Below are 20,588 nucleotides of genomic sequence, written 5' to 3' on the forward strand. Positions count from 1 at the left end.
CTACAAATATCAATTAATGTGTCGCAGAATGACTAAATTCCAACAAAATCTGAACGATACGCTCGGCAGAACGGCCGTCCCAACGGTCGGGGATGGCACTTTTCTTCCAATGATCAGCCACCATGTCAGCAACGGCAGCTCCCAATTTGTCGGCATCTTCGCCCACAAGAACATTCGAACCAATCTTGACCGTCTCGATATGCTCCGTGTAGCTGTTCAGCGTAATACAGGGAACGGAATTAAAGGTTGCCTCTTCCGCCACATTCCCGGAATCCGTAATGATGCCTTTTGCGTTAGCAGTCAGATAGCCAAACTCCAGATAACCAAGGGGAGCTATCAAATGGAAGTTGGGGGCTTTGACGCGAAGCGCCCGTACCGCGGCCTCCACTTGTCCCCGTAATGGGGCGACAATGGGCATACCATGGGCATTGGCTGTCAGACTTTCCAGCATTCTCCGCAGGTTGTCTGTATCTGTAATCAACGCCTTCCGGTTTAAGGTAAAGACCAGATAGCCCCTTTCTTTCAGGTTCAAGGCATCGAATGCAAGCGGTTTCTTCAAACGATTGTAATTGAAACGAAGGGTATCCATGAGGATATTGCCCACAAGATAAATCTTGGAAAGCTCCGCCCCTTCACGGGTAGCGATGCTCTGGCTGCCCATCCCTGCCGTGAACAGCAAGTCGGAAAGTCCGTCTATCACCAAGCGGTTGATCTCCTTTGGCATCTTGATATCGAAACTTCTCGTTCCCGCAACCAAATGTGCCAACAATATTCCCTGCTTCTTGGTAACGATTGCAGCTGCCATCGTGGATGCCAAATCATCTACGACAATCACAGCATCCGTGGGATTTTGCCGGAGATAGAGCTCAAACGCGGACATCACTTGCCCCGTGAGCTCATTCAAATTTCCGCATTCCACGCCCAAGAATACATCCGGACGACGAATCCGGAGGTCTTCAAACAAGGATGGCTCAAGGGTGGAATCATCAGGGGTGCCAGTATATACCAGCTTGAAGTCTATATTTCTTCCCTGCTCCTTAGCCTTGTCAATAGCTCGAATAATGGGAGCCACCTTCATAAAATTAGGGCGCGCTCCCGCCACAATACATATATTCATCCCGCTACAACCTACTCTCCCTTGAAGAGTTCCTTAATACCGCCAATTGAGCCCATCAGGTTGCTTGCTTCATAAGGCAGGAATACGGTCTTGGTCTTGTCGCCTTGGGCAACTTGATTCAACATTTGAATATACTTCTGTGCCAACAAATAGTTTGCAGGATTGGTGCTCTGGCCCACGGCCTCCGTAATCTTCTGGATGGCAACAGCCTCGGCCTCGGCCTTACGGATACGGGCCGTAGCCTCACCTTCAGCCTTCAGAATAGATTGCTGCTTGTTGGCTTCCGCACGATTGATCGTAGCGGCCTTATCGCCTTCCGACTGAAGAATCTGCGCCTGCTTTTCTCCTTCACTGGTCAAGATGGTTGCACGCTTGTTTCGCTCTGCCTGCATCTGCTTCTCCATCGCCGTAAGAACACTCTCAGGAGGAATAATATCCTGAAGCTCGACACGGTTTACCTTGATGCCCCATTTATTTGTGGCATCATCAAGGACACCGCGAAGTTTTGTATTAATGGTGTCTCTGGAAGTCAGCGTCTGGTCAAGCTCCATCTCACCGATGATATTACGAAGGGTAGTTTGGGTTAACTTCTCAATGGCATTCGGCAAATTATTGATTTCATACACGGCCTTAAACGGGTCTACAATCTGGAAATAAAGCAATGCATTGATCTGCATCTGGATGTTATCCTTGGTAATTACATTCTGACGATCAAAATCGTATACCTGTTCCCGAAGGTCAATGGAATTGCTGTAGACATAGCGCCCACGATTCAAGGCAACAATTGACTTTGGTTTATCAATAATCGGAATGATAATATTGATACCAGGCTTGAGGGTCGCATAATATTTTCCAAGGCGTTCGATAATCTTGGTTTCCGACTGTGGAATAATAACTACAGACATCTTGACAAAGATAATTGCCAAGACTACAATGGCTACTAAAGCATAAGTTGCAATCATGATTCTATATGGTTTAAAGTTTTTCTACTGTTATAATAATACTGTCGCGAGCAACCACCCTTACCTTTTCGCCCTCATCTATGCCGTCCACCCCATGGGCAACAGCCTTCCACTCATCCCCGTCTATGCGGACATAGCCACTCGAGCCGACTCCTATCTTCTCTATGACAACCCCGATCCTGCCTATCAAGGCATCGGCATTGCTCAGGCGTTCTCTGTGCTTACCATGCAAATATTTTACCAACGAGGGCCTCACAAAGAGAATGGATAATACTGAAAAAACAGCAAAAACTAAGACTTGGGCCCAGAATGGAATTCCCAGAATTGTTGAAAACGCAGCACAAAGCGCACCGATTGCAAAGCTGGTAACGAAGAAATCACCGGAGCTTAGTTCCAGAATCAAACATATCGTGGCGATGATGGTCCATAACAACCATAGATTTTCCGACAGGTATTGTATCATTATTGTATATTTAATCTGTTGATTTCTGTCGGTAAAGATAAGTAAATTTTCTGAAACGGCAAAAGATTGTCTGCGAATTTTGAAATCATCCGGCTTTCAGGAAAATATTCACTTCTCTACTGTAAAAAACCGCCCGAGACACAAGGCCTCAGCATAAGCTGCCCCATGAACAGCCGGATTATTTATTCAGGTTTGCCACGGGATTCGCATATATGCCCAAGAAGAAATCCTTGAGCACATCCGGCTCGCTAATGTCGTAATCATTCAGGCGCTGCATATACTTCACGAAAGTTCGCTTTTCTTCCTCCGTATAAAAGTTCTTGTATGTAGTCTGCCCATATCGGAGATCATGCGCGATGTAGTTATTGGGATAGAGCCGGTAGGCAGAATTAATGCGATCGTCAAGTAACTGGGCTACATGCTTATGATACTCATTATTCGTGCAACTGTCAAATTGCATAAGATCTTCTTCCGTTAACTCTTTGCACAAAGTAAAATTCACTTGACCTTTATACTGGACTATACCTGTCAGGATGCTGTTCAGGTCTTCTCCCGGTTTCTTAATATATCTCGCGTATCGACTTTCATACAATTCAATGGCTTTCAATATATCACAACTCTCCCGCTCGTAGCTCACGCTTACCGGAACTATATGCAACTCACTGAGAGCCTTGATTTTGTCTTCCGGTTTACTCATGCAGAACATCTTGATGATGCCTTGGTCTGTCCTGTCGTTCCCATCTTTCGTTCGGCCGTTCCTCTGAGCTATCCAGACACTCTGCTTCTTATTAAGGAGGGTATAGCGGATATAATCACTAAGATGCCTTGACGACATATAGAAATCCTTCATCTTCCCACCTCGCTCAACACGAAACATCTTATTCGACCTGCCAATATCCGTAATCAAGCCAGGACTCATCAGATTAGCCCCAAATGTTATCTCTGTTGTGTCTCTCCCGTTTTCCACCAGCAGATACTGCAAAATGGAAGCATCCAACATGATATCACGGTGATTGCTAACGAATAAATACTGTTCCGCCGGATCCAGCTGTTCAAAACCACTATAAGTAAGCTGTGTTATCGAACGCTTTACAACTTGCTCGTTTACCGGGAGCATCACCTTCACCTGAAATTCACGGATGGTCTTAAGCGATAAGACCATTTGCTTTACATCGTCTAAATCGCGAGTTGGAAATATCCAGGAGGCTAATAGTGGGAAGGCATCACTTGCTACGATTCGCCGCATTGCCGCAGGAATTTCCTCGTCCCAGTAAGGTCTGATATCATCAAAATCCATCATATCTATGCGCAAAATTAGGAATTCTAAAGGAGATATACAAGTTTATTCCGCTTTTTAATGAATAATTTCCTTCAACCAACGAAGAAATAACCTCTTCCAAGAGATAGCAGATGTCGAGGTTCTTCTCGCATTCACACCGAATCCATGTCCTCCCGTCTTAAACTGGTGATAAAAATGGGGCTTGTTATTTACGGCAAGGGCACTATCCATCAATTCTGAATTATGCTTCTTGACAATCGGGTCGTCTTCACAATTTATCAAGAATACCGGACATGTAATCCTGTCTGCATGCTTTTCCATGGATAGAGAATCGCAAATTTTCCTGTCCTTCCATCTTCTTTCACCTAATAATCCTCTTCGGGAACGACGATGAACATCAGGATGAGACAGGGTTACCACAGGATAAATGGCAGCCACAAAATCGGGTGCGATGTCCTTGGCGGTATATTCCGCAGCATTCAGAACAAGATGCCCACCTGCAGAAAATCCCATTGCTCCTACACTTCGATGACCTTTAGAGCGAACCATTTTCAATGTTTTTTCTAAAGCCCTTATTTGATCTGGATATTGATTCCCACGAAAAAAATATCGTGTATGCCATGCATATGCCGCCCAGCCTGCGGTCGGATAGTAAAGTACATAGGCAGCGATACCATTTTCTTTTAGCCACTCTGCCACTTCTGTGCCTTCATACTTCTTACTCAGCCAGCAATAACTTCCCCCAGGACATATAACCACTGCTGTCTTTACGGGCTTTTCCGGTAAGAATTCCAAGACTTTCTGGGAGTTCCCCGATTCACTGAGAAAGAAAAGAAGTAATAAAACAATATATCTACCCCCCATTATTATAACCGTTAATCTTATTCACAATTGTATGAAGGCCCACGACAGCCTCTGCGGTATTAATCGCCGTCAGGGGGACTCCACAGAAACCATGCAGGTTCACATTCTGACCGGTCATATAAAGATTGTGTACTTTCGTATATACGGAAACCTGACTTTCCGCTATGTTGTTGCAATCTTTATGAAGACCATAGAGAGCCCCCTCGGGTTCATTGTAGAAATCACGAATTGTTAAAGGTGAAGACGCAAAGACCCTCTCGCACTTAGCCCGGAAACCAGAATACAGCAATTCCATCTTGTCAAGGATTTTTTCTATATGCTCACGCTTCCATTCCTCATATTCCTTAGAACGATGACCTGTTGTCGTGCCCGCCCATTTTTCACAGGCAGAATATGGCATTATAGAATTAATAATCATCTTGCTGGCATAGGCTCCTTGATTTTTCTCACATGGAGTAATATACATGAAACCACGAGGAAAGGTTTTTGAATCATATCTGTCATAATGCCATACCATGCCATAGTCGTTCTGATAATAACATGTGTGATTTATATAAGGGAAGACTTTGGGCTTGAAAATCACATAGACGCAAAATGAACTGTAGCTGTTAGGAGCTTCATTTATCCTGTTCCTATATGCCTTCGGAAACGCCTTAGAGTCGGTCAACTTCAACAAGGCGGAAGGATGAATGGCCGCAATATATCTATCTGCAACATAGAGTTTTCCTTTCCGCGTGTGAACGGCTTTCAACATCCTGTCTTCTATGTCGATCCGCACGACAGGATCTCCCCCGATTACCTTCCCTCCATTTGATTCTATAATCCCTTTTAAGGCCTCGGCCATCTGTTGACTATTACCGACAAAGCGACTGGGGCCATTAATATAAAGTACATTTATCAAAGCGTGGATATATGTTGGGGTATGGCCTTCATACCCCCCGAACATAGGATTCATATATGAAAGGAGGTCGCGAAGCTTCTGATGATGGATATAATGAGCCACAAACTTGTCAGCAGGCCACATGAATTCCTCCCGATGAGCATAGAGATAAGAGTCTCCTGAGCGTAGATAGAAGAAGTCTATTTCATCAACAATTCCATATAAAGCCTCAACATAGGCACGAATACCTTCTGCTTCTTCGGGAAATTCCTGCTGGAAATATGCAATGAAGTTTTCCTTTCCTTCCGGAACGCGATAGGTCTTGCCATCCGAAAGATAGGTAATCTGATCCATGCAATCATGATCGACATCCCGAAGACTTATCTTATCCATAATACCAAGATAATTACACAACTTATAAATAGAGCCACCCTTGCGTATTCCACCTAAGAGATGCATGCCCGTTTCAAAGCCTGTCCCCTTTCGATAGAAAGTCTGCAGCCCTCCTCCTATTTGTGCATTCTTCTCTAAAACAACAACCTCACAGCCCTCCTTCGAGAGTAAGGCACCCGTAAAGAGACCTCCCAAACCACCACCTATGATAACAATCTTATCCATTCACAACCTGATTAAATATCTCTTCACTAGTCAGAAGCTCTCCACAGGTAACCATCGTGCCGACAAGAACACCCAATATTCCATGAGAGTTTATATTCTGCCCGGTCAATAAAAGATTTGGAATTCTTGTGCGATGGTGTACCCTTGCCATAGGACCGAGATTAATATCCTTGGCTATTCCATACATAGAACCGCCTTCGGTACCCGTATAATCATAATAGGTGAGCGGCGTACTGGTATAATATTCATCTACAGACTCCCTCAAACCCGGAAACTCTTTTGCCACATTCTGTATCAGCCGTAACGCATGATGACGCTTGAATTCTTCATAATCCGCCCCCCTCTTGCCAACTTCCGTTCCCTTCCATTGCTCTACATCAGTCATGCGCATATACGAAAGAATGACTCCACTCCGCGCATACTGCTGATTTTCCTCATCGCAGAAGTGCATATAGAGATAGCCCTTAGGCCAGTCTTGCGGTGTATAGTTCTCGCAATTCCATGGTGTCTCTTGGTTATAGCTATAGAAATTATAATTCATATAGGGCACTTTATTTTCCTTGAAACGGAGATAAACGGAGAAACCACCAATGGTATTAGGAAGTCTCCCGATACGCTTTCGATACACCGGACGCAATAAAGGGGAGTCTACCATTTCAACGGTTCGTGCCGGATGGGTATCGGAAATCACGATATCAGCATCGTAATAGCTCCCATCCATACAGGTTACCCCTGTCGCACGGGTGGCATCACAATCTATTCTGACAACCTTCTTGTGCGTGAACACCCGTGCTCCATATTTAGAAAGTGTCCTTAGCAGTGATTTTGCGATATTGTCGCTGCCGCCAACTACGCGATAGGCACTCTGATTATAGAAGTCCATAACAAACGCATAGGTCGAAAAGGGCGTCTTATCTCTTTCTGCGGCATAGAGCGGAAGATTACCGACCACAACCTTTTGGAGGATTGGATCCGTTATCGTTTCTTCCACAACATCATTGATACTGCGCAGTTGATATTGGGTGTCTATGGCCGCATCTGTCTCCGTGTGCTTCAAGGAATGGAGGGAAGATGCACTCGCAACATGCTCTATAATTTCCCATAGACGCTCTAAATTATCTCTTTGGGAAGGGAAAGAGCTAGCCAGCCGGTCTATAAACCCTTCTTTTCCTGATGCGAAGGAATATTTCTTGCCATTCAAAGATATCACCTCATAGCCTGCGGGGTTCAGCTGAGATAGTTTTACTTCAACCTCCAGATAGTGAAGAAGTCGCTGCAAGGTCTGCCCTTCCGAGGCCGAGCCTATAAAATGCATCCCCGTCTCAAACTTTGCTCCTTTACGGGTAAAGCATTGCAGGCATCCGCCCACTTGCGCGTCTTGCTCCAGAACCATAACATCATATCCGTTCTTCGCGAGAACCACTCCACAAGAGAGCCCCCCCAGCCCGCTCCCCACAATAACCACTTTCTTCATAAACCTTTCATTTTATAATAGTCGCGAAGCCTATAGAACCGGCCTAAGTATTCTGGAGTTTCTATTCTTTCTCGTATCTTGGCATAGTGCTCCTGATAATGGTGTCGCATCTTACGGGTAAATTCCCGAATTGACGCATTGCTTTCAAGCTCGCTCCCGTCATAATTATCCAAACGAACACGCTTTCCCACCTCTATATAAGCTTCTCCTTCGCGCAACATGAAATCCTTCTTGGGAAGTGCATAGCCCTGCCCATGGATATACATGGGCAAGATATCAGCCTGCAGTTCATGAGCCAGATAGAAGGCTCCCTTATGAAAACGCTTGATAGTGCAGTCCTCGCTACGAGTAGCCTCGGGATAGATCACGATGCTATACCCCTTTGCATAAAGTTCTCTAAGCCGAGGCATATTTGCCTCCAGACCGGCATCCACAGGCAAAAAGTCGCCATGATGAAGTACAGAGCCATAGAAAGGATTGTTCCAAGTCCAACTGTTTGTCATGATAATCATCTTCGGAGTAAACTGCAACAAACTCAATATGTCGAAGTGGCTCTGATGATTACAGATCACGATAGCAGGCTTTTCAAAGGTCTCTCCCACTAAATTATTGCTCTTGAATCTTACCCCGGGAATGACTTTCATCATAAACTTCACCGTCTTCTGGATGATTTTATGATAAAGATCATGTTTTTTCTCCGTATTCTTTCCGATATGAAAACGCAACCATGTATACGGCAGGGCGAACAAAAACATGAAAACAAGAAACATCAGGAGCGTCCAAGTTGAATACAACAGCCGTTTTAATGTATATGGCAAGGGGCGTGTTATGAAAGTCTCGTGCTTCATACATCTGTCTTTGCTGCTTGCCCGTGTCATCCATCGGAACACCAGAGGAGGCAGGAAGTAAGCCATAAACACGACGGTGGCCATTCCTATGACCGTAACCGCTCCCAAAGAACGCAACGCGGGATGGCGAGCAAATATCAGGCACCCGATTCCGATGAACATCAAAACAGCTGAAAATACCACGGAATTCTTATAAGAGGCCAACCTCTTCTTCCCCGTCGTATATTCATAAACCAGCCCCTCTGTGATGAATATGGTGTAGTCATCGCCCTGACCGAAAATGAAAGTGGCGAGAATAATATTCACGATATTGAACTGGATGCCCAAAAGCTGCATCAAACCAAGAATCCAAATCCACGAAACGGCCAGGGGGAGAAATGCCATCAGCGACAATTCTATCCTCCCGAAGGAAATCCAAAGGAAAAAGAAAACCACGAATCCACAAACGAATCCCACATAATTAAAAGAGTCGTTGAGCACCTTCACTAACTGGTTCCCAATATCCTTGCCGCTAAAAGCCAAATCGACGGATCTCTTGACGCTGTCTTCTGGAGCGCCATAGACATAGTCCACGATCTTCACGCTGCCTTTATCTCTGATCATGAAATTCGATTCCGTCAACCCGAGAATAGGTTCAAAATAGGAAATGGGTTTAGGCAAGAACTTTGTCTGCAGCTGGTCCGTGAAAGGCTTAAAGGCTTCCTCCGAGAAACCTTGCGCCTTGCATGCCGCCCGAAACGCCGTAAGCAGCGAGTCCGACTTGTAGTCTATAAACAGACCCCAGTCTGTCAGCGTTTCTGTTTGCTCTCGGTAGGGCATGAGACCACCTATGCCCACGATCGTTCCCTTCGGATTCGAGATGCTCAACTCTCTCATCGTCGCCCGATTCTTTTGCAGTGCCTCCTCCAGATTACGACCTTCCGTAACCACATAGACGGGCGCTTCCTTTACGGACGACATCAGAAGCTTCATGTCTTCCCGCTGATTCTCAGTCATGTAATTAATATGCTGTAAATCCGAATCAAACGAAGTATGGAGTGAGAAGTATCCCAATACGAGGGTGATAACGGTTAAAAGGACTGTAAATAGCGGCTTCCTGCCCTGTAAAAGGCCGCTTTTCAGCTCTCTCTTAGCGGCTTTTTTCAACGGCCTTCCGTTCTTCGCATAAAGCGGGAGGAATATCAAGACGAAAAGGATGGTTCCCGTAAGCATCAGGGCCCCGAACAATCCGAGGTCGCGCATGGCCCGTGCATCCAGCCATATCAGGCAGAGAAAAGCGGCAACAGTGGTGATGTTTCCGATGAGTAATGGCGGAATCATCTCCCTAAGAGCCTCTCTGCGGTCATAAACCTCACGGATATGGTCCAGGAAATGCAAGGGATAGTTCACCGCGATGCCGATAATCACAGAGCCGATTCCCAATACGATGATCGATACCGACTCATGGAAGAGCGACATCCCGGCAAGGGCAAACAACCACCCAAACGCCAACGACACACCGATCCACAAAATATCCGATAGACGCCGATAATGTCTTACCAGAAGCAGAAGAATCAACACGCCCGCGACCGATACCGCGATGAGGGCATCGCTCTTGATTTGCCGGGCATTGGTAACCGCGATCAACGGAGCGCCAATAGCCGAGACACGGAGTGTGGGATATTCTTTTTCCGCCTTTACGATGATACTGTCCAGCGTTGCCGCCAATAGTTCATTCTGATGGGTCTCACTGGAACCGTAAGTGGAATCGAAGGTGAGCATCGAGTGTTGCCCATCCTTCGTGAATATATAACCATCTATCAGCTGAAAGCCATTGTTTTGGCCTAATCCCTGAAGCCGCCGTATCACAGGCATATAGAGAAGCAGAGGGTCGTATTTAAGCATCTGCGTCAGATCCCTTCCCATCGGCATCAGCAGCAGATTGCGATTGCGCTGCATCTGAGTCATTACATAATCAGGCTGCCGCAACAGCGAATCAATGCGCTCATAGTCCTCGTCTCTCAGGAAATAGGGAATGTTCTGATAGATAAATTTCATCAGTTTCTCTATCTTCTCGTCATCAACCCTTACCTGTAAATGGCTGACTCCCTCCTGCTTAGAAAGTTCCCGCCCTACAAAATCCATTGCCATTTCAAGCGAATCTTCATTTGCGGCAGTCCCCTTTGCTCTCGGCGTGAACAGGACAGCAATCCTGTTCTGCGACGAGGTGTGCTCGTAAATCGCCTGAAACTTCTCATTTTGCTCGCTTTGAGGTAGGAATTTTGCAATATCTTCCTCATAATGCACTCCAGAAGCAAGCGCTATAAAGAAGGCGAAAAGCAGTATAAGAAAAGCCGAGGCGACAACCTTATGAGTGCTCAGGAAATCATATATCGACAAGAAAAGCTTCGTCATCCGTGGATTCTCCTTATAAATTTAAGGGGCAAATAATAACAGATGGCCCCCGTCGTGAGGACTATGTTGAGCAGGGTGATGCGTGCGAAATCCCAGAAAGGACGGAAATGGCTCACCCGCTCGGCCTTCGGAGGATAATAGACCCGTATCGGGATATTCCGCACCTCGATGCCTTTCCATGCCGAATAGACCAGGAATTCGAGTTCCGACTCATATCGCGAGGTGATGATCCAACGGGGATTCATTCGGGTGATCGGGTACAGACGGTATCCGCTTTGAGTATCCCCAAGACGCAAACCCGTCTGAAGATTGAACCAGAAATTAGAAAACTTATTGGCAAAACTACTGCCTCGCCGCATATTGTCAGGGTTCAATTCTCTTGCCCCTACCAGTAATGCGCCTTTATGAAGCCTATAAGCCTCCAGGAAAAGAGGAATGTCCTCGGGGAAGTGCTGCCCGTCGGAATCTATGGTAATGGCATATTCATATCCCAGTTCGACCGCTTTCCGGAATCCCTGTCGAAGCGCATGGCCCTTTCCCCTATTCTTCGCATATTCCACCAAACCGACCTCTATTCCCGATTCCAGTATTCTCTGGCGCGTATCGTCAGTACACCCGTCATTCACGACGATGATATTACGGGTTATCCTCTCTATACGCCGCAAGACATCGACAATGGTTCCCGCATTGTTGAATGTAGGAACTATCACGCAGATATGCTCTTTGTCCATCCTGTCTTGCAGTTCGTTCATGCCTTTCTAAATATCAATGAAAACTTGGTGTATATCTTTCCCGAATTCAAAATGGTGCCCCTTGCCCTCACTTCCGGTCCATCTTGAGCAATGTCTTGAAAGATAACATCCACCTTCGGGTCGTCTATCGGAGAGATGGGATTGACAAATTTCAGGTTCTTCACTTCCCGGAGAGACAGGGACTGCCGTGTCCTTCGCTCCAGGAGCTCACCCAGTATCTTAATGATGCACACTCCGGGCGTAATAGGTTTCCCGGGGAAGTGAGCCTTGTAGATTACATGCTCCGGACAGAAGGCTATCGACACGAGACGGTCTTCTTCCCTTTTGATCTGATACATCTCATCAAGCAGTCTCATCGGCGATAAGTTGTTTGGATGTTCGACAATGTAATCTTGATGTTATCTCCATTATTTGAAATCATCTCAACCTGCTGCACCCTGCGTTCCTGCTGATTGAAATGCAATCTGACAGACTTGAACATCTTCCTGAAATCAGGCTTCAGAGGGGTCAGCCAGGCTATCCACTCACTTCCGGAGACATACATTTCCACTGCAAAATTCCGCCCGTTGCCAAGACTCTTGCCCGAAACGCTGTTCATCATCATCTCCACGATGTTCTGATACATCTTGTTGTTGCTGATGTCTATGCTGTGCGTCTTGCCACCGCTCTTTGTCGTTACCTTCCCTTTGTCTATGGAAAAGGTATAGTGCGTGGGGCTCGTGTATTGCCAGACAAGGCTCCCCGGAGCCGTAAACGACATCCTGCCCTTTGCCGTGGCCTTGTCTTCCAGGAACGACAATTCGCTCACCTGCGTGAAGTCGCACTGTATGGTATGAATCTTTGTAGAAGTCTGATTGATGGTCGCAATCATCTGCCGCTTCTGTTTCTCCGTTGCCTTCTTCAGGCGCTGGGCATTTGCCTTCTGGCAGAAACTTACCGCCAGGAATGCAATCATCAGATATTTTATCAGTTTCATCTTGTTCGTTTTTGCTTATTTAGCGACAAATAGACAACCCAGCATGATCAATAAGACTCCCAGCCAGCGACTTGCGGGAATGGTTTCCTGAAAGAAAAGCATGGCGGCAAACATCCCGAAGACATAACTCAGAGAAATCATGGGATAGGCCATCGAGAACGGAAAGTTCTTGATGATATACATCCATAGCACCGTGGCGGCGGCATAACACAGGCCGCAGCCTAACCACCACCAGTTGGTCAGTTGGCTCTGGAAAAAGCCCCAGGTCCATGAGAAGGCCCCCATCTTATTGAGTGCGAACTTCAGGAGAACCTGTCCTCCACACAGGAGGATGGACTGAAGGACGGATGTGAGTATCAGTCGCATAGCCTAACGGTTTCTATTTTTGCGGTATCTTCCGCTCCTTTCCGATGGGAAATCCGCACATTCACAAGCTCACAGAGCGGACTTTCACCCCGCTCCGTGGACAGCATGACGGCCACACTGCGGTCAAGAGTCCCGTCGACCGCCATCCCGACCTCCTCCATCTTTCTCCGCAACAAAGGAGTTATGGCGTCATTTGCGGTTACGAGGGCAGACTTTATCCTGCCCAGTCTAAGCTGGATGAAAGCATCGAGAAGGGCACTTTCGAAGGACACTCGCCCTTGGCTGTAGGTCGAGTTGTAGCCATGATTCCGTGTATAGATGCCGATGAGGGAAGCCACGGAGTTGTGCGTGCAGAGCATAAACTGGGTGGGCATGCTCATGTCCTCGTCTTCCCGCACGAGCCCGTCCAGTATATTTTCCGTCTCCTCGATACTTCCGAGAGCCGTCCCATTAATGATTGCGTCAGGATGAGAAATCCCACTGTCCCGCAGACACTTAAGAGCCGTAACCAGGGCACGCTTCAACAGCTTGCCATATCGGCGTGTCTTCAGCGGACTGATATAGTCGCGATATTCCTCTTCGGGAACATCCCTGACCACTGCCAACACATAGACCCTATTCTCCATACGCCCCGATAACGATTGAGGAGTCGTTACCTCCAAATCCAAAACTATTGCAAAGCACATTCCGAAGCGGTTGGTCGAGGGAACCGCCCATATAGGGAGTCAGGCATTCGGCATCCGCGGTCGCGAATCCTTGGTTCCGCGGAATGAACTGGTGCCCCAAGGCCAACAGACAGAAAACGGCCTCTATGCTTCCCGATGCGCTCGTGGTATGTCCCGTCAAGCCTTTCGTTGACGAAACCGGAGGCAGCTCCTGCCCGAAAATCCGCCTCAATGCTGCAGTCTCGCTGGCATCGTTATTAGGAGTTCCCGTACCATGCGCATTCACATACTGAATTTCCGAGGGGGCAAGGTCTGCCTCCTCTAATGCTTCCTCCATAGCCCGAAAGGCACCCTCGCCCTCGGGTGAGGAGGCCGTCTGATGGAAGGCATCGCAGGCGTTTCCCGTTCCCTTAAGCTCCCCTATCGGGCGCACGCCCCGCTTCTGGGCAGACGCCTCGCTCTCAAGAACGAGATAGGCCGCTCCTTCACCCAGGTTCAATCCCGCCCGGGTGGCATCGAAAGGACGGCAGGGGGCCTCGTCGAGAATCATGAGCGACTTGAAACCGTTGAGATGGAAACGGGAAAGGGCTTCCGTACCACCGACAACCACGATGTCGCGAAACCCTGCCTCTATGAGCCGCGCACCATAGATGGCGGCATTCAGAGCCGAGCTGCAAGCCGTGGATAGGGTAGAAGTGAAATCGAAACATCCGAAATAGTCGGCTATGAGGTTGGTGTTGCTTCCGCAGTCGTGCCCTCCGAGAATGTCTCTTGACAACCTGTCGGGATAAGCCTCCTCGGTTATGTCCATACCAGCAACGGTAGTTCCTGAAATCAGAGCCAGATCCCGCCGGTTGAGCTGAGCCGCGGCCAAAGCCTCTCTCAGGGCAAGAATGCCCAGCAGGGCCGTTCGTGAATATGCTCTTTTGCCGGATATGCCGAGCATACGGCCCATTTCCCCGTTGCCCATCTTCACCTCGCCCACAGGAAATTCCTTGTGGCCCGTCTTCAGATATTGCACGGAGGAGATGCCCGAATGCCCTTCCAAAAGGGCATCGAGACACTCCTGGCTATTGTTTCCGATGGCCGAGACAACGCCTGTTCCCGTGATAAGAATCCGCTTCTTCAATGTTTATTTCTTACGGTTTGCCTTTACATAGTCGGCCATCACATGGATGCTCTTGAAAATCTCCTTGCCAGCCTTGGGATCCTTGATTCTTATACCGTAGTCTTTCTCCAGCAAGACGATGAGCTCAAGGGCGTCGATGGAGTCGAGCCCGATGCCCTCTTCGCCGAAGAGAGGCGCGTCGTCGTCAACATCCTCCGGCCTGATCTCCTCAAGGTTCAATGCCTTGAGAATCTTCGTTTTAAGTTCTTCTTGTAATTCCATATTCTTGTCTTTACTTTGATCTATATTTAGCAACTTTCTGAAAAGCCGCCTTTCAATTTCCTTTCAACGGCTTCTTGTCTGACAAAATCGGCGAGATTGAAGGACGAAATCGGCGAAATTGAAGGACAAAATCGGCGATTTTGTCAAGCCGCCGACAGCCTCTTACTTTTCCGCCAAATACATCTCCGCCTCGAAGGCGTGCTCTCCCGGATAGTCCACCCATCCCCAAAGGGCACTCTGCGTGGACTGATCCGCGAACGATTCACCGACCATCCGCTCCATCAGCACAAGGTCTTTCTCAGGCAGCACATAGAAACTCGACTCGCCGCAATAGCCGTTACGGAGGCAGATTTCGCCCGTTACGATATTTGCCAGCGTGTAGACGAAGAGGGCCGGACTTGGATAGTAACCGCCCGCGGCATCTATCGTCTCTTGATATTGTCGGTCGGTCTTCAGCGAGCCTCCACTGTTGAACAGGATGACAGCCCTGTCTTCCCGGAGCTCCCCTTCCCGCACATGGCCGCTTCCGTCGAAACTTCTGTCGCCTTCAGCCTGCAACAGCAGGTCGGAAGCTACGAAGCCCAGCTGACAAAGGGCGTCCATCTTATGGAACTTGGGGTATCCCTTGATCCGCGTCTGATAGGCATTCTTCAAGAGGGAAAGGCCTTCGCCCTCCACCTTGACCAGCTTCCCGTCGAGCATGAGCTCCCGAGGAGTGATGCGGATATGGTGGAGCAACCTCATAGCATTCCTCCTTTCCTGAAAAGCATGGCCGCATTACTGCCCCCGAAGCCGGATATGAGCTTGACGAACGCCTGCTTGTCCGTGGGACGGTTGTCCCTGGAGATATTCACCCCGCACGACACGCCCATCTCCTCAAACCCCTTCGTGCCCAACACGGTGCGGTCGTCTATGGCACGCATCGTGAGAATCGTCTCGAGGATTCCTGCCGCGCCCATCGTGTGGCCGTAGTATCCTTTCAGTGAGTTGACGGGGACCTCGGAAAGCCGCGCCCGCTTCAAGGCCATCGCTTCCATCTCGTCGTTATACAAAGTGGAAGTCCCGTGGGCATTCACGAGGGCTAACTCTTCTTTTTCGCAGTATTCCATGACCTGTCTCAAAGCTCTGAAACATCCTTCCGCTGTCTTCGAGGGATTGGAGATATGGAAGGCGTCGTTGCGCACGGCACCGGCCTCCGCCAGCCAGGACTCTCCTTCCGGGGCCTCCGGGAGCCTGCCGTATATAAGCGTTGCGCCGGCCTCTCCGAGATTGAGCCCGCACCGATCGATGTCGAACGGACGGCAGGGCTCCTGAGAAACTGCCTTGAGCGACTGGAAGCCCGATATGATGAAGCGCGACTGGACATCAGTTCCCGACACGACAACCGTGTCGTAACGGCCACTCTCGATAGCCCGCAGGGCGGCAATCTGTGCGCTAACGCCCGAGATGCAGGCGTTGCTAGCCACCACGGGCGCATTCTCGTTATGGAAATATCGGCTCACCTGCCGGGCCGCATTGCCTAATTCCAGAGCCTTCCGCAAATCCCTCTCCCGGAGAGACGGGGCTCTTGAGTCGAGCAACTCTACATTCCCCTTTGTAGTGGACACGACAAACAATACCCTTGGAGAAGATGCGTCGATATCCGTCTGGGAAAGGGCTTGGGCAATGGAGTGGATCAGCAACCGCTCGAATCGGGTATATTCGCCTTCCAGCGAGAGATCCTCCCACTGGGAATCCGTGAACAACGAGGCACAGAAAGGCTCGGGAAGACCCCAAAGCCCTTCGTATCTGGCGAGGCGGGAATCACCCTTCTTCACGGCCAGATAGTTTTCCTCCGTCGTCATTCCCAAAGGAGAGATGATGTTATCGGCTATCTTTCCTATCATTCAACAACCTTCCATTTCTTCTTCCAAGCCTCATAGAAAGGCGGGTTTTCCCACAGCAACCGGTAGTCGCGGTCGAGAAAGACCTGCACGCTGCGGCCTGTAGCTATCAGCGACTTATCCTCCGTATCATAAATCTCATAGTTGAAGATAATCTTCGCGGCCTCCGTAGGCTCATAGGAGATGTCTATCCGCGGACGCATCCGGTAGCGCAGGGGCTTCTTATACTGAAAGTTCAGCTCCACGAGAGGGGCATAGCATCCGGCATTGAAGATCGTCATGTAGTCCAACCCGTAGTTCGCGCCAAAGGCCTCACGGGCATCTTCGAAGTAAAGAGGATAGGATCCATGCCACACAAAATCCATGGAATCGACTTCGCTGAACCTTATTTCAAACTCCTTGCTTGCCTTCAACTCGCTCATTGCATCACCTCCTCCGCCAGGGCTATCTTCATTTCCGCCGTCGTAATCATCTTGTCGCCCACTTTCACGATGGCATTTACCAGCGTAAGATCCATAATCTGCTCGACGATTTCTATGGATGTCTCGAGCACATCGCCTACTTTTGGCGTGCTAAAGACCTTCATTCCGCGAATGGCACCTATGAAGCCGATCTGAATGGCACGCTTCAGAATATACTTGTTGACATACCCCAGCCGTGCCGCACATGTCTGCGCCACATTCTCGGCAAGGGCACAAGCGTCCAGGCGGCCCTCCTCGATGAAGAGATTATCTTGCCTGACGGCAAACCGAGTGCAGGTCTTCTTTTCATCGAAGTGCGTCAGCTTGTCCACCATCACAAAGGGTTCTTGTTGCGGGAGCAGCTCATGGATGTCTATATCGTTCAAGTCTGTCATACCGTTTTAATTCTCGTCCCAGAATTCATAGTAGTTGAACCACTGGGTCGGATAATTCTCTATCGTTCTTTCCAGATTCGTCGCATACTGGCGCGCGAGGCTCTCGGAGCGTTCCTTGAGGGTCGGTCCGTCGGCCTTCAGCTGCCGGATATAGATGTGATACTTTCTGGCACTCTCTTTCATCACATGAATTGTAATGACGGGAACTTCCCGCTGGGCAGCAATGGAAAAGGGTCCCAAAGGCAACCTTGCCTCCTTTCCGAAGAGCCGGCACTCCACATAGCGGGGACTTCCGAAGATTCTGTCGGCGGGAATGCTGACTGATTCCCCGTCGGCCAGCGCATTGCTCATGGCAAAAAGATGGCTCATGTCTTCCTGAATAGGAATCATCCGGATATTGTTCTGCGTGAGAATGCGCTTCCGGTTTTGCATAACTGTCTGCGCTTCACCGCCATAGACGAGCGCATTAAAACGCTTCGTCTTCGCCACGAGCATATATCCCGCCGCCTCATAATTACCGATGTGGGCACTCAGGATGACAAATCCTTCCTTTCCTGCCGCCAGACGCTGATAGAGGTCGTCGTTCTCAATCTCGAAATCAAACTTTCCTCCTCCATAGATATAAAACCTATCAATAATCACCTGAGCAAATCTGCAATGGTTGATGTAGGTATTCCTGAATGCCCTCAACGGTTTCTGCCCCAGCCTCCTGCGGAAGAAGTGGTACATCGAGATATACCCTTTGTGGGCAAAGAGCATACAGAATGGAATGACGAAAACGGCAGCTCCCGCATAGACCACTCGCAACGGGAGGATGCGCAGGCTATGGATGAGCCAGCGGTGCATCCATGTCATCCCGGCCGTGTTGCCCTTCCATTCTCTTTCCGGCATATTATTGATTTCCCACTTTACTTTCTATATAGTCGCAGAACTGGCCGAGCGTCTTCACTCCTGCCATCTCCTCGGGCTTGATCTTGAAGCCGAACTTCTTCTCTACGATCACCACGATGTCTACGAAGTCGAGTGAATCGATGCCCAGATCGTCCTTCAGCTGAGCTTCGGGAGCAATCTTTTCTTCATCGATCTCAAGGTCGTCGATGAGGAATTCGCGTACTTTTTCTTCTATTTCCTGTCTTGTCATAATTCTTTTTACTGATTGATTTCGCTTTATCTTAGTTTCTTTATCTCCAGAATGGAATGCCCCTGGCCAAGGTCGTCATGGATTTTCACTACCTGCAACCCGGCCTTTTCTACAATCCGCATCAAGTCCTCACTATGATACATCTTGCTGTTGCCATTGGCTATAGCTGTGAAATAGAGGCTTGTCTGCGTCAGGCAGAAAGCCGCCGGCTCAAAACGCTGGCGATCCCAAAGGGTTTCCATGATATAAAGAGTCGTCTTCCCGTTCATGACCTCGGCAGTCCGCACGAGGATGCTCTCTATCTCTTCCTCCGCAAAACAATCCAGGAACTGGCTCATCCAGATGGCATCATAATGCTTGTCGGCAGGAAACCGGTTGTCGCGGTCGAGCATATTGATGGCAAAGCCGTCAATACGGTCAGCACCCGGCTTGCCCTCCGTGGCCTCTCGCATCAACTCCAACTGCTGCGGAAGATCCATGATGGTAACCCTCACATCAGCGTCGTGCTCCACACACCACAGTGCCCAGCGCCCCGTATTGCCGCCCACATCGAGCAGGGTCTTCGGCTTTTGGGCAAACACGATACGCAACGCCTCCTCAAAAGAGCTGTCGCTGTAGAAATGGTCGAAAGCAAACCAACTGCTTCGGGCGTCCTCCGGCAATCGGGAAAGCCCTTCGTAGACCGTAGCCCAATTGCCAAAGTGCTCCAGTCCGATGGGTTTCCCCGCTTTCAAGGCTTCTTCGAGACGGAACATTCCCTCATAGTTGACATCATGATTGAAGTTGAGATTCACACGGGTAGCAGGGTCGTTGAGCAGGAACCAGCCCGTCTTGGAGAGGGAAAAACGATTCGTAGCGGGGTCGACAAGCACCGTGCCTATCGTAAGGGATGCCTCCAAGAGACACTTTGACGCATAGACCGAACAGCCCACACGCTCTGCGATCTCCTCGATTGTCAGTTGATCGTCGCGGAGCCTATCGAGAATGCCCCACTTGAGCATGACTCTCGAGACCTCGAAAACGATCGGGCCGAAGGCTATGAACTCTGCCGCCCGTTGTGCATCACGGGCAGACAGCGTCTCCTTGGTATATTTCTCTTGCAGAGATTCGGATAGGTTCATCTCTTACCTTCCCGTCATCACCTTCAACAGCAGCTTTCCCAACTTCTTGCCGGAGGAGCGGAAACCATCGCCCCAAAGGTTGGACATGGAGCCGAATACACCGCCGTCACCGTCAACTTTGAAACTGGCAACCTCCTTGCCGGTAGCGGTTTCGCGAACGATACACTTCACAAGCTGATTTCCCTTCTTGTCAATAGCCAGAGGGGCTATCACCAATGTATATTTCAATTCGGGCTCCTGGGTGAGGTAAATGCGCTTCTTGTTCAGTTTGCTGTTAGCCTCCGGGAGCATATCCTCACGCAAACGGGGCTGCAATTCTTCGGCAAGCTCTTTCTCCGCGTCATAGTCCGGCTGCTCCGAGTTGCGGTATTTCACCCATGCGGCCCTATCCATATCACAGATTTTCAGCCGGCTCCAGTCTTCAACAACATTCAGTCTCGACTGTCCTTTCAATACATCCAGACTGCCTTTTACTTCCTGTGCGCCCATCGTAAGAGTTACGAACAAGGCCGCCATTATCATCATATACTTCTTCATAT

At 48.9% G+C, this 20,588-nt stretch carries 23 protein-coding genes; all 23 read right to left on the reverse strand.

Features of this window, described 5'->3' with window-relative positions:
- Window positions 1–13 precede the first annotated feature (13 nt).
- On the reverse strand, window positions 14–1,117 hold the full coding sequence (locus C7120_RS00335; RefSeq protein WP_107619867.1) for a UDP-N-acetyl glucosamine 2-epimerase: 1,104 nt from the start codon (window positions 1,115–1,117) through the stop codon (window positions 14–16).
- A gap of 11 nt (window positions 1,118–1,128) precedes the next feature.
- Window positions 1,129–2,079, reverse strand: a complete 951-nt coding sequence (locus tag C7120_RS00340; protein ID WP_107619868.1) for an SPFH domain-containing protein — start codon at window positions 2,077–2,079, stop codon at window positions 1,129–1,131.
- 13 nt (window positions 2,080–2,092) lie between these two features.
- Complete coding sequence (locus C7120_RS00345) at window positions 2,093–2,542, reverse strand: NfeD family protein (RefSeq protein WP_107619869.1); 450 nt, start codon at window positions 2,540–2,542, stop codon at window positions 2,093–2,095.
- 178 nt (window positions 2,543–2,720) lie between these two features.
- Window positions 2,721–3,842: a 1-acyl-sn-glycerol-3-phosphate acyltransferase gene (locus C7120_RS00350; RefSeq protein ID WP_107619870.1), complete on the reverse strand. Its 1,122-nt coding sequence runs from the start codon at window positions 3,840–3,842 to the stop codon at window positions 2,721–2,723.
- Window positions 3,843–3,896: 54 nt separating this feature from the next.
- Window positions 3,897–4,616 carry an alpha/beta hydrolase gene (locus tag C7120_RS00355; protein WP_233246984.1) on the reverse strand — a complete coding sequence of 240 codons (720 nt, stop codon included), beginning with the start codon at window positions 4,614–4,616 and terminating at the stop codon, window positions 3,897–3,899.
- Window positions 4,617–4,674: 58 nt separating this feature from the next.
- Window positions 4,675–6,183 carry an NAD(P)/FAD-dependent oxidoreductase gene (locus C7120_RS00360; protein ID WP_107619872.1) on the reverse strand — a complete coding sequence of 503 codons (1,509 nt, stop codon included), beginning with the start codon at window positions 6,181–6,183 and terminating at the stop codon, window positions 4,675–4,677.
- A complete protein-coding gene (locus tag C7120_RS00365) occupies window positions 6,176–7,657 on the reverse strand; it encodes an NAD(P)/FAD-dependent oxidoreductase (protein ID WP_107619873.1) in 1,482 nt (493 codons plus the stop codon). The genes C7120_RS00360 and C7120_RS00365 overlap by 8 nt, the downstream gene beginning before the upstream one ends.
- Complete coding sequence (locus tag C7120_RS00370; protein WP_107619874.1) at window positions 7,654–10,899, reverse strand: 1-acyl-sn-glycerol-3-phosphate acyltransferase; 3,246 nt, start codon at window positions 10,897–10,899, stop codon at window positions 7,654–7,656. Before C7120_RS00370 ends, C7120_RS00365 begins: the two co-directional genes overlap by 4 nt.
- Complete coding sequence (locus C7120_RS00375) at window positions 10,896–11,651, reverse strand: glycosyltransferase family 2 protein (RefSeq protein ID WP_107619875.1); 756 nt, start codon at window positions 11,649–11,651, stop codon at window positions 10,896–10,898. Before C7120_RS00375 ends, C7120_RS00370 begins: the two co-directional genes overlap by 4 nt.
- Entirely contained in the window at window positions 11,648–12,007 is a 360-nt protein-coding gene (locus tag C7120_RS00380; protein WP_107619876.1) for a beta-hydroxyacyl-ACP dehydratase, read from the reverse strand. Before C7120_RS00380 ends, C7120_RS00375 begins: the two co-directional genes overlap by 4 nt.
- On the reverse strand, window positions 12,004–12,627 hold the full coding sequence (locus C7120_RS00385; RefSeq protein ID WP_107619877.1) for an outer membrane lipoprotein carrier protein LolA: 624 nt from the start codon (window positions 12,625–12,627) through the stop codon (window positions 12,004–12,006). The genes C7120_RS00380 and C7120_RS00385 overlap by 4 nt, the downstream gene beginning before the upstream one ends.
- 15 nt (window positions 12,628–12,642) lie before the next feature.
- A complete protein-coding gene (locus C7120_RS00390) occupies window positions 12,643–12,993 on the reverse strand; it encodes an EamA family transporter (protein WP_107619878.1) in 351 nt (116 codons plus the stop codon).
- Complete coding sequence (locus C7120_RS00395; protein WP_107619879.1) at window positions 12,984–13,619, reverse strand: beta-ketoacyl synthase chain length factor; 636 nt, start codon at window positions 13,617–13,619, stop codon at window positions 12,984–12,986. Before C7120_RS00395 ends, C7120_RS00390 begins: the two co-directional genes overlap by 10 nt.
- Window positions 13,609–14,787 carry a beta-ketoacyl synthase gene (locus C7120_RS00400; protein WP_107619880.1) on the reverse strand — a complete coding sequence of 393 codons (1,179 nt, stop codon included), beginning with the start codon at window positions 14,785–14,787 and terminating at the stop codon, window positions 13,609–13,611. The genes C7120_RS00395 and C7120_RS00400 overlap by 11 nt, the downstream gene beginning before the upstream one ends.
- Before the next feature lie 3 nt (window positions 14,788–14,790).
- Window positions 14,791–15,048 (reverse strand): phosphopantetheine-binding protein, encoded by a 258-nt coding sequence (locus C7120_RS00405; protein ID WP_107621323.1) that lies wholly within the window; start codon window positions 15,046–15,048, stop codon window positions 14,791–14,793.
- A gap of 162 nt (window positions 15,049–15,210) precedes the next feature.
- Window positions 15,211–15,792, reverse strand: a complete 582-nt coding sequence (locus tag C7120_RS00410) for a hypothetical protein (RefSeq protein WP_107619881.1) — start codon at window positions 15,790–15,792, stop codon at window positions 15,211–15,213.
- Window positions 15,789–16,934: a beta-ketoacyl synthase N-terminal-like domain-containing protein gene (locus C7120_RS00415; protein WP_107619882.1), complete on the reverse strand. Its 1,146-nt coding sequence runs from the start codon at window positions 16,932–16,934 to the stop codon at window positions 15,789–15,791. Before C7120_RS00415 ends, C7120_RS00410 begins: the two co-directional genes overlap by 4 nt.
- Window positions 16,931–17,353, reverse strand: coding sequence for a thioesterase family protein (locus C7120_RS00420; RefSeq protein ID WP_107619883.1), 423 nt, complete (start codon window positions 17,351–17,353; stop codon window positions 16,931–16,933). Before C7120_RS00420 ends, C7120_RS00415 begins: the two co-directional genes overlap by 4 nt.
- On the reverse strand, window positions 17,350–17,787 hold the full coding sequence (locus tag C7120_RS00425; protein WP_107619884.1) for a pseudouridylate synthase: 438 nt from the start codon (window positions 17,785–17,787) through the stop codon (window positions 17,350–17,352). Before C7120_RS00425 ends, C7120_RS00420 begins: the two co-directional genes overlap by 4 nt.
- Before the next feature lie 6 nt (window positions 17,788–17,793).
- A complete protein-coding gene (locus C7120_RS00430) occupies window positions 17,794–18,678 on the reverse strand; it encodes a lysophospholipid acyltransferase family protein (RefSeq protein WP_107619885.1) in 885 nt (294 codons plus the stop codon).
- A 1-nt stretch (window position 18,679) separates the two neighbouring features.
- Window positions 18,680–18,928 carry an acyl carrier protein gene (locus C7120_RS00435; RefSeq protein WP_107619886.1) on the reverse strand — a complete coding sequence of 83 codons (249 nt, stop codon included), beginning with the start codon at window positions 18,926–18,928 and terminating at the stop codon, window positions 18,680–18,682.
- Window positions 18,929–18,954: 26 nt separating this feature from the next.
- Complete coding sequence (locus tag C7120_RS00440; RefSeq protein WP_107619887.1) at window positions 18,955–20,049, reverse strand: class I SAM-dependent methyltransferase; 1,095 nt, start codon at window positions 20,047–20,049, stop codon at window positions 18,955–18,957.
- A gap of 3 nt (window positions 20,050–20,052) precedes the next feature.
- Window positions 20,053–20,586: a hypothetical protein gene (locus C7120_RS00445; RefSeq protein ID WP_107619888.1), complete on the reverse strand. Its 534-nt coding sequence runs from the start codon at window positions 20,584–20,586 to the stop codon at window positions 20,053–20,055.
- Between the last annotated feature and the right edge of the window lie 2 nt (window positions 20,587–20,588).

The organism is Prevotella sp. oral taxon 376 (assembly GCF_003043945.1).
Lineage (GTDB): Bacteria > Bacteroidota > Bacteroidia > Bacteroidales > Bacteroidaceae > Prevotella.

Bases quoted from the DNA above. Each gene is read 5' to 3' on its own strand.
- C7120_RS00350 (WP_107619870.1), bottom strand. From the start codon at position 3,842: ATGATGGATTTTGATGATATCAGACCTTACTGGGACGAGGAAATTCCT.
- C7120_RS00385 (WP_107619877.1), bottom strand. From the start codon at position 12,627: ATGAAACTGATAAAATATCTGATGATTGCATTCCTGGCGGTAAGTTTC.
- C7120_RS00410 (WP_107619881.1), bottom strand. From the start codon at position 15,792: ATGAGGTTGCTCCACCATATCCGCATCACTCCTCGGGAGCTCATGCTC.
- C7120_RS00335 (WP_107619867.1), bottom strand. From the start codon at position 1,117: ATGAATATATGTATTGTGGCGGGAGCGCGCCCTAATTTTATGAAGGTG.
- C7120_RS00390 (WP_107619878.1), bottom strand. From the start codon at position 12,993: ATGCGACTGATACTCACATCCGTCCTTCAGTCCATCCTCCTGTGTGGA.
- C7120_RS00360 (WP_107619872.1), bottom strand. From the start codon at position 6,183: ATGGATAAGATTGTTATCATAGGTGGTGGTTTGGGAGGTCTCTTTACG.
- C7120_RS00420 (WP_107619883.1), bottom strand. From the start codon at position 17,353: ATGAGCGAGTTGAAGGCAAGCAAGGAGTTTGAAATAAGGTTCAGCGAA.
- C7120_RS00435 (WP_107619886.1), bottom strand. From the start codon at position 18,928: ATGACAAGACAGGAAATAGAAGAAAAAGTACGCGAATTCCTCATCGAC.
- C7120_RS00345 (WP_107619869.1), bottom strand. From the start codon at position 2,542: ATGATACAATACCTGTCGGAAAATCTATGGTTGTTATGGACCATCATC.
- C7120_RS00395 (WP_107619879.1), bottom strand. From the start codon at position 13,619: ATGGAGAATAGGGTCTATGTGTTGGCAGTGGTCAGGGATGTTCCCGAA.
- C7120_RS00380 (WP_107619876.1), bottom strand. From the start codon at position 12,007: ATGAGACTGCTTGATGAGATGTATCAGATCAAAAGGGAAGAAGACCGT.
- C7120_RS00340 (WP_107619868.1), bottom strand. From the start codon at position 2,079: ATGATTGCAACTTATGCTTTAGTAGCCATTGTAGTCTTGGCAATTATC.
- C7120_RS00405 (WP_107621323.1), bottom strand. From the start codon at position 15,048: ATGGAATTACAAGAAGAACTTAAAACGAAGATTCTCAAGGCATTGAAC.
- C7120_RS00425 (WP_107619884.1), bottom strand. From the start codon at position 17,787: ATGACAGACTTGAACGATATAGACATCCATGAGCTGCTCCCGCAACAA.
- C7120_RS00415 (WP_107619882.1), bottom strand. From the start codon at position 16,934: ATGATAGGAAAGATAGCCGATAACATCATCTCTCCTTTGGGAATGACG.
- C7120_RS00375 (WP_107619875.1), bottom strand. From the start codon at position 11,651: ATGAACGAACTGCAAGACAGGATGGACAAAGAGCATATCTGCGTGATA.
- C7120_RS00365 (WP_107619873.1), bottom strand. From the start codon at position 7,657: ATGAAGAAAGTGGTTATTGTGGGGAGCGGGCTGGGGGGGCTCTCTTGT.
- C7120_RS00370 (WP_107619874.1), bottom strand. From the start codon at position 10,899: ATGACGAAGCTTTTCTTGTCGATATATGATTTCCTGAGCACTCATAAG.
- C7120_RS00430 (WP_107619885.1), bottom strand. From the start codon at position 18,678: ATGCCGGAAAGAGAATGGAAGGGCAACACGGCCGGGATGACATGGATG.
- C7120_RS00440 (WP_107619887.1), bottom strand. From the start codon at position 20,049: ATGAACCTATCCGAATCTCTGCAAGAGAAATATACCAAGGAGACGCTG.
- C7120_RS00445 (WP_107619888.1), bottom strand. From the start codon at position 20,586: ATGAAGAAGTATATGATGATAATGGCGGCCTTGTTCGTAACTCTTACG.